Source organism: Xanthomonas sp. WHRI 1810A, from assembly GCF_040202885.1.
Taxonomy (GTDB): domain Bacteria; phylum Pseudomonadota; class Gammaproteobacteria; order Pseudomonadales; family Pseudomonadaceae; genus Aquipseudomonas.
This window is the reverse complement of record NZ_JBEGED010000017.1, coordinates 114,026-121,345: the sequence shown is the minus strand read 5'-3', so window position 1 is coordinate 121,345 and position 7,320 is coordinate 114,026. Positions and strand designations below refer to the sequence as shown.

Here is a 7,320-nt window from a genome sequence, read left to right as displayed (position 1 = left end):
GCCGGACTCCCACGCCCTCCGGGCAGAAGCAAGGTTGTTGAACCTTCAAAATCAACAACAAATCCCTTGTTTGATGACAGCGCGCTTGCCCGCGATGGCGTCCGTTCAATGCAATAGGGGTCGCCGGTCAAATCCCGATCGCGGGCAAGCGCGCTCCTACAGTACCTACGTCTTCGCCAACGCTAACAACTCCGCGCGCCACGGGGCTTCGGCCGGCAACGCCAGGAAGAAACCGTTAAGCAACGATTCCCGCGCCGGATAGGTGAACACGTCCCCCGCCAAATCCAGCACCACGCCGCCCGCCCCTTCCAACACGCCCTGTGCGGCAGCGGTGTCCCACTGCGACGTCGGCGCCAGTCGCGGGTAACAATCGGCAGTACCTTCGGCCAGCAGGCAAAACTTCAGCGAACTGCCGATATTGGCCAGCTGCAACTCACCGACCACCGTAGACAAACCGGCCAGCAGATTCTCCTGTTCCGGGCTGGAATGGCGGCGGCTGGCGACCACCGTGAAGGGCTCGCCGACTCCAGGCTCGTTGCGCACCGTAATGGGCGTCAGATGGCGGGGATCGTCGCTGCGCCAGGCGCCAAGACCTGCGCCACCGAAATAGCAGCGATCAGTGGTGGGCATCGACACCACGCCAAACACCACGCGGCCGTGTTCGATCAAGGCCACATTGACCGTGAACTCTTCACTGCCGGCGATAAATTCCTTGGTACCGTCCAGCGGATCCACCAGCCACCAGCGCGACCAGCCCGAGCGTTCGCTCAACGGGATGTTTGCGTCTTCTTCGGAGAGCACGGGAATATCCGGCGCCAGCGCTGTGAGCCCTGCGACCAGTACATCGTGGGCCGCCAGATCGGCAGCCGTGACGGGGGAATTATCGGATTTGGCCGTGACTTCGACGCCCTGGCGCCAGAACGGCAGGATGGCCTGGCCCGCGCTTCGGCAAAGATCGATAACCGGGGCCAGCAAGGGATGAGGCAACTGCGCGAATGCATCGGTCACGGCTGGAACACTCCGCGCTGGGTCAGCAGGTCCCGCGCCAGGTACAGCGCTGCCAACGCACGTCCTTCGGAGAATTGAGGATGCTCGACCAGGCTCGACAGCTCACGCAGGTTGACCTTTTCGACGCGCATCGGCTCGGGTTCGTCGCCCGGCAACCGTTCTTCGTACAGGTCGGTGGCCAGCACGACCTGGATTTTCTGGCTCATGTAGCCAGGGGACAACGACAGCTCGGTCAGGTGCTCCAACTGCCGCGCGCCGAAACCGGCTTCTTCCTTGAGCTCGCGGTTGGCGGCGGCCAGCACGTCCTCGCCCGGCTCGATCAGGCCCTTGGGCAGGGACAGTTCGTATTCATCGGTGCCGCCGCAGTACTCTTCAATCAGGACTGCGTGCTCATCATCGAGCATGGCCACGATCATCACCGCGCCGTGCCCATTGCCACGCCCCACCAGACGTTCATAGACGCGTTCCACGCCGTTGGAGAAACGCAGCTGCACTTCTTCGACTCGAAACAAGCGGCTACTGGCGACGATTTCGCGGGCTAATACGGTGGGTTTCTGGCGCATGGCGAGCTCCTTGGCATGGACGGAGTACTATACCGTGGCTTTTCCGACTGTTGTGTCGGATCTGCCGACGTACCTTTTCATCGCTGAGAGATTCAAATGCCTTCTTTACCCTGGCGCGATATCGATACCGTTCTGCTGGACATGGACGGCACCTTGCTGGACCTGCACTTCGACAACCACTTCTGGCTCGAGCACCTGCCACAGCGCTACGCCGAACTGCACGGCGTAAGCCGGGCCATGGCGGACCTGGAGTTGTTGCCACTGTTCGAGAAAAACGCCGGCACGCTGAATTGGTACTGCACGGATTTCTGGAGCACCGAACTGAACCTCTCGGTCCGCGAGCTGAAGGTGGAGATCGCCCACCTGATCGCGTTGCGCCCGGACGCCGAGCGTTTCCTTGCGGCCCTTCAAAGAGCGGGCAAGCGGGTGATCATGATCACCAACGCCCACCGTGATTCGTTATCGCTGAAGATGGAGCGCATCGAGCTGGCGCCTTATTTCGAGCGGCTGATCAGTGCCCATGACTACGGTTATCCGAAAGAGAACCCGCAGTTCTGGGACGCGCTGCATGCCGAGATCGATTTTGACCCTGCGCGCAGCTTGTTTATTGACGACACCTTGCCGGTGTTGCGCAGCGCAGAGAGGTACGGCATCAAGCACCTGTTGGCCGTGAGTGAGCCGGACAGCAAAAAGGGGCCGAAGAATACCGAGGAGTTTGAAGCGGTGACGGATTATCGGGAATTGATGGCTGGTCTTTGAATCGAGTTTTTCAGGAAAGGGCGTGAACACTGTAGGAGCGAATTCATTCGCGAGGCGTCGGAGCATCCAACACATATCTGTTGCCTGCCACACCTTTCGCGAACGAATTCGCTCCCACAGAAATCGATGCGTTACTCCGGAATACGCAACTGCTGACCCGGATAGATCTTGTCCACGTCTTTAAGCATCGGCTTGTTGGCTTCGAAGATCTTCTGGTACTTGTTCGCGTCGCCGTACACACGCTTGGAGATCGCGCTCAGCGTGTCGCCCTTCTCGACCGTCACAAACCTGGCTGCCGCCACAGCAGGTGCACCCGCCGCCACGGTCAGTTGATCATCGACGCTACCGACGCCAGCGATGTTGCCCGCAGCCAGCACAATCTTCTCTTTCTCTTCCTGGCTGGCCACTTCGCCGGTCAGTGTAATTTTGTCACCCTCGACCTTGGCTTGCACATTAGGGTTGCCGAGACCGACAGCCTCTATGTGCTTTTTGAGAGCTTCTTCGGCATTGGCATTGCCAGGTGTCAGAAGATCGATGAGCTTTTCACCGGCTTCTTTCACAAAACTAAACAGACTCATAGTGTTTCTCCTGGTGTTGTAGTGATGTCCCAAGCAACGACTCAAGTCCGCTGACTTTGCCCGAACAGCACTTCCGACCCACAAGCCAAAGACAAGGTTTCAAGCCATTCGACATCCGGTCGCGCTAGAATCGACGCGCGCTTGCCCTGCACCCTCTGGAGTGACGATGGATATCAAACAGCTGAAATTCCTGATAGCCCTGGATGAAACCCGTCATTTCGGACAAGCCGCTGCACGTTGCCATATCACCCAACCAACCCTGTCCATGCGCCTGCGCAGCCTTGAAGAAGAGCTTGACCTGCCCCTGGTCAATCGCGGTCAACGCTTTGAAAGCTTCACCGCCCCCGGCGAACGCGTGCTGGCCTGGGCGCGCACTGTGCTCGCCGCTTATGACGGCTTGCTGGCCGAAGCCGCCGCCTGTCGCGGGCATTTGGTCGGTACTCTGCGGTTGGGCGTTGTGCCGCTGTCGAGCTTTGATCCCCTGCCGCTGTTGCACCGCCTGCATACCGTTCATCCGAACATGCGCTTCGAGCTGTCTTCACTCAGTTCCGAGCAAATTCTCGATCAACTGGCCAGCAACCGCCTCGATCTGGGCGTTTCGTATCTGGAGCGTCTGGACAACGACCGCTTCGACTCGCTGGAACTGGCCGAGACGCGCATGGGTTTGATGTACGACCAGCGCCATTTCAGCTTCGGTGACGCGCCTCTGACATGGGAAAGCCTGATTGAACTCCCCTTGGGCATGCTCAATAGCGGCATGCATTTTCGGCAGTCCATCGACCACAACTTCCACAGCCGCGGCCTGCAACCTCAGCCGCTGATCCAGACCGATGCAGTGCATCAACTGATGCAGGCGGTGCACGGCGGGTTCTGTTGCGCGGTGATGCCGCTCGATGGCGGCCTGGAATCGCTCACCGAACACCTGCGGCTCCAACCCATAGAAGAAGCGCGAACCCTGGCTCGGCTTGGCCTGATCATGCGTCGCGCGGCACCTCGCTCTGCCCTGGCCGAAGCCTGCTTCGACCTCTATCAGAAAATGATCGAGCCATCTTGATCGACGTCATCTATTGGAACATCAGTACTAGCAATTAGACGCCATGACGCAAGAGGCCTAGGCTGAAAGCCTGAAATCTCTGCCGGTAATTCCCATGCACGCCCAACGCAAGGACAGCACGGCGCCCGCAAGAAACCTGCCCGCGCTCGCCGCAAGCCAGTCATACAGTTTCTCAAACCTCGCACGTGACGCCGTCGAACCGGCTGACCTTGCCGAAGAGGTGGCGCTCGCCATCGCCTACAACGGCATCAGCCAGGCCGTCATGCTGGTCACGCCCTCCGATCTTGAAGACTTCATCGTCGGCTTCAGCCTGGGCAGCGGCATCATCGCCTCCCCCGACGAAATCTACGACATGAAGCTCGCGGGCGACGGCTCTGCCCACACGGCAGAGGTCGAAATCGCCAACCGGGCGTTCTGGAATCTCAAGACCCAGCGCCGACAAATGACCGGCACCAGCGGATGCGGCCTGTGTGGCGTTGAAGCTGTAGAGCAGGCGCTGCCTGAGTTGAATGTGCTGCCCGGCGCCCCGCTCCCTCCTGCCGAATGGCTCGACGGCCTGCGTCAGCGCATCAGCGAGTTCCAGCCGTTGGGGCAACATTGCGGCGCCGTCCACGCGGCACTGTTCATGGACGATAAAGGCGAACTGCTGATGGGCCGCGAAGACATCGGCCGGCACAACGCCCTCGACAAACTGATCGGCGCGCTGATCCGCCAGAATATTTCCACGGCCGGGGGCGTCGCCATCGTCACCAGCCGCTGCAGCCTCGAACTCATACAAAAAGTCCTGCGCGCAGGTATTCAGACCCTGGTGAGTTTGTCTTCACCCACGGGCCTGGCGCTGCAATGGGCACGTCGCCACAACCTCAATTTAATCCACCTGCCGCAGAAAAGTGCGCCGCGGGTTTATAGCCCTGCTATGGAGATGCCAGCGTGAGCATGCACAAAGAAGCCGACAAAACCCCCGTCCCGCGTTACAGGCCGTACAAAGGCCCGGCCGGTGGCTGGGGCGCATTGATCAGCGTCGCCCACTTCTGGCTGACCAGCGACAATGCCCTGAAAAACATCCGCACGATGCTCAAGACCAACCAGAACGGCGGTTTCGACTGCCCCGGTTGCGCCTGGGGCGACTCGCCGGAAAGCGGCATGGTCAAGTTCTGCGAGAACGGCGCCAAGGCCGTGAACTGGGAAGCGACCAAGCGCCGTGTCGATGCGTCCTTCTTTGCGCGCTACAGCGTCAGCGCCTTGCTGGAACAGAGTGATTACTGGCTCGAGTATCAGGGCCGCCTGACTGAGCCGATGGTCTACGACGCCGAGACCGATCGCTACAAGGCAATCAACTGGGACGACGCGTTCGCGCTCATCGCCAAGCACCTGAACAGCCTGCCCAGCCCGGACATGGCCGAGTTCTACACCTCGGGCCGTGCCAGCAACGAGGCGGCTTATCTGTATCAGTTGTTTGTGCGCTCTTTCGGCACCAACAACTTCCCTGATTGCTCGAACATGTGCCACGAGGCCAGCGGTGTGGCGTTGTCCCAGAGCGTCGGTGTCGGCAAGGGCACGGTCACGTTCGACGACTTCGAACACGCTGATGCGATTTTCGTCTTGGGCCAGAACCCCGGCACCAACCACCCGCGCATGCTGGAACCGCTACGTGAAGCGGTGAAGCGCGGCGCGCAAGTGGTGTGCGTCAACCCGCTCAAAGAGCGTGGCCTTGAACGCTTCCAACACCCGCAGCACCCGCTTGAAATGCTCAGCAACGGTTCAGAACCGACCAACACGGCCTACTTCCGCCCGGCATTGGGTGGCGACATGGCGCTGTTGCGCGGTATGGCCAAGTTCCTGCTGCAATGGGAACGCGAAGCCCAGGCCACCAACGCGCCGTCGGTGTTCGACCATGACTTCCTCAACGAGCACACCCAGGGCGTGCTGGAATACCTGGCGAAGATCGACGACACCACCTGGGAGGAGATCACCGAGCAATCCGGCCTGCCACTGAGCGACATCGAGCTGGCGGCGCGGATGTACGCCAAAGGCAAAAACGTGATCATGTGCTGGGCGATGGGGATCACTCAGCATCGCCATTCGGTGCCGACCATCCAGGAAGTCGCCAACCTGATGCTGCTGCGCGGCAACATTGGCCGTCCAGGCGCAGGTCTGTGTCCAGTGCGCGGTCACAGCAACGTGCAGGGCGACCGCACCATGGGCATCAACGAGCGCCCACCGGTGTTCTTCCTCGATGCCCTGGAAAAACGCTTCCAGTTCAAAGTGCCGCGCACCAACGGCCACAACGTGGTCGAAGCGATCCACGCGATGCTCGAAGGTCGCTCCAAGGTCTTTATCGGTCTGGGCGGCAACTTCGCACAAGCCACGCCGGACAGCCCACGCACTGCCGAAGCGCTGCGCAACTGCGACCTGACCGTGCAAATCAGCACCAAGCTCAACCGCAGCCACCTGATGCATGGCAAGAACGCGCTGATTTTGCCGTGCTTCGGTCGTACCGACATTGATATCCAGGCTGAAGGCGCGCAAGCGGTGACAGTCGAAGATTCGTTCAGCATGGTTCACGCCTCCAACGGTCAACTCAAGCCGCTGTCGCCGCAGATGCGCTCCGAGCCTGCCATTCTGGCCGGTATCGCGAACGCGACCCTGGGCAAGCAGCCGGTGGACTGGTTGTGGCTGGTGGAAGATTACAGCCGCATCCGCGACTTGATTGCCGACACGATTCCGGGCTTCAAGGACTTCAACGAGAAGATCAAGAACCCAGGCGGCTTCTACCTGGGTAACTCGGCCGGCCTGCGTCGCTGGAACACGCCGAGCGCCCGCGCCAACTTCAAACCCAACATGCTCCCGATGGATCTGGTTCATGAAGGGGTTCGTGCCACGGGGATCATGCCGGACGTGATCATGCAGTCGATGCGCTCTCACGATCAGTACAACACCACCATCTATGGCCTGGACGACCGTTATCGTGGCGTGAAAGGTCAGCGTGACGTGATGTTCATGAACGAGGCCGACATTGTCCGCCTGGGCTTCGTACCAGGTCAGAAGGCCGACATCGTGTCGATCTGGGGCGATGACATCGAGCGTCGGGTCAAGGGCTTTACCTTGCTCGCGTTCGACATCCCGGCAGGTCAGGCGGCGGCGTATTACCCGGAAGTGAATCCTCTGGTGCCGCTGGAAAGCGTGGGCGAAGGTAGCAGCACCCCGACGTCCAAGTTTGTCGCGATCAAGCTGGAACGGCATGTCGAGGTAGCGCGGATTATTTAAGCCGTATCGCGGGTGTTTCTCTCCGTAACGGGGCATTCACTCGCGAGACGTCGGCCCGGATGATGAGTCCGGGATGCCTTGAATGCTTGGC

General features: G+C 60.3%; 7 protein-coding genes. 4 read left to right on the top strand and 3 right to left on the bottom strand.

Going from position 1 to position 7,320, the window contains the following annotated elements; translation table 11 throughout:
- Positions 1 to 165 precede the first annotated feature (165 nt).
- Both cysQ and nudE read right to left on the bottom strand, forming a co-directional pair.
- Positions 166 to 1,008, bottom strand: coding sequence for a 3'(2'),5'-bisphosphate nucleotidase CysQ (gene cysQ / locus ABQX22_RS22155; protein WP_349802004.1), 843 nt, complete (start codon positions 1,006 to 1,008; stop codon positions 166 to 168).
- On the bottom strand, positions 1,005 to 1,571 hold the full coding sequence (gene nudE / locus ABQX22_RS22150) for an ADP compounds hydrolase NudE (protein ID WP_349802003.1): 567 nt from the start codon (positions 1,569 to 1,571) through the stop codon (positions 1,005 to 1,007). The genes cysQ and nudE overlap by 4 nt, the downstream gene beginning before the upstream one ends.
- 96 nt (positions 1,572 to 1,667) lie before the next feature.
- On the opposite strand from nudE, the gene yrfG reads away from it, so the two are divergent.
- Positions 1,668 to 2,330, top strand: a complete 663-nt coding sequence (gene yrfG / locus ABQX22_RS22145; protein ID WP_349802002.1) for a GMP/IMP nucleotidase — start codon at positions 1,668 to 1,670, stop codon at positions 2,328 to 2,330.
- Between the two features lie 131 nt (positions 2,331 to 2,461).
- Here yrfG and lysM read toward each other — a convergent pair whose 3' ends face one another.
- Positions 2,462 to 2,908, bottom strand: a complete 447-nt coding sequence (lysM, locus tag ABQX22_RS22140) for a peptidoglycan-binding protein LysM (RefSeq protein ID WP_349802001.1) — start codon at positions 2,906 to 2,908, stop codon at positions 2,462 to 2,464.
- A gap of 166 nt (positions 2,909 to 3,074) precedes the next feature.
- Here lysM and ABQX22_RS22135 point away from each other — a divergent pair, with 166 nt between their 5' ends.
- From ABQX22_RS22135 to ABQX22_RS22125, 3 genes are all read left to right on the top strand, one after another.
- Positions 3,075 to 3,962, top strand: a complete 888-nt coding sequence (locus ABQX22_RS22135) for a LysR family transcriptional regulator (RefSeq protein ID WP_349802000.1) — start codon at positions 3,075 to 3,077, stop codon at positions 3,960 to 3,962.
- A gap of 94 nt (positions 3,963 to 4,056) precedes the next feature.
- Positions 4,057 to 4,896, top strand: a complete 840-nt coding sequence (gene fdhD / locus ABQX22_RS22130) for a formate dehydrogenase accessory sulfurtransferase FdhD (RefSeq protein WP_349801999.1) — start codon at positions 4,057 to 4,059, stop codon at positions 4,894 to 4,896.
- A gap of 2 nt (positions 4,897 to 4,898) precedes the next feature.
- Entirely contained in the window at positions 4,899 to 7,229 is a 2,331-nt protein-coding gene (locus ABQX22_RS22125) for an FdhF/YdeP family oxidoreductase (protein ID WP_349802009.1), read from the top strand.
- Positions 7,230 to 7,320 lie beyond the last annotated feature (91 nt).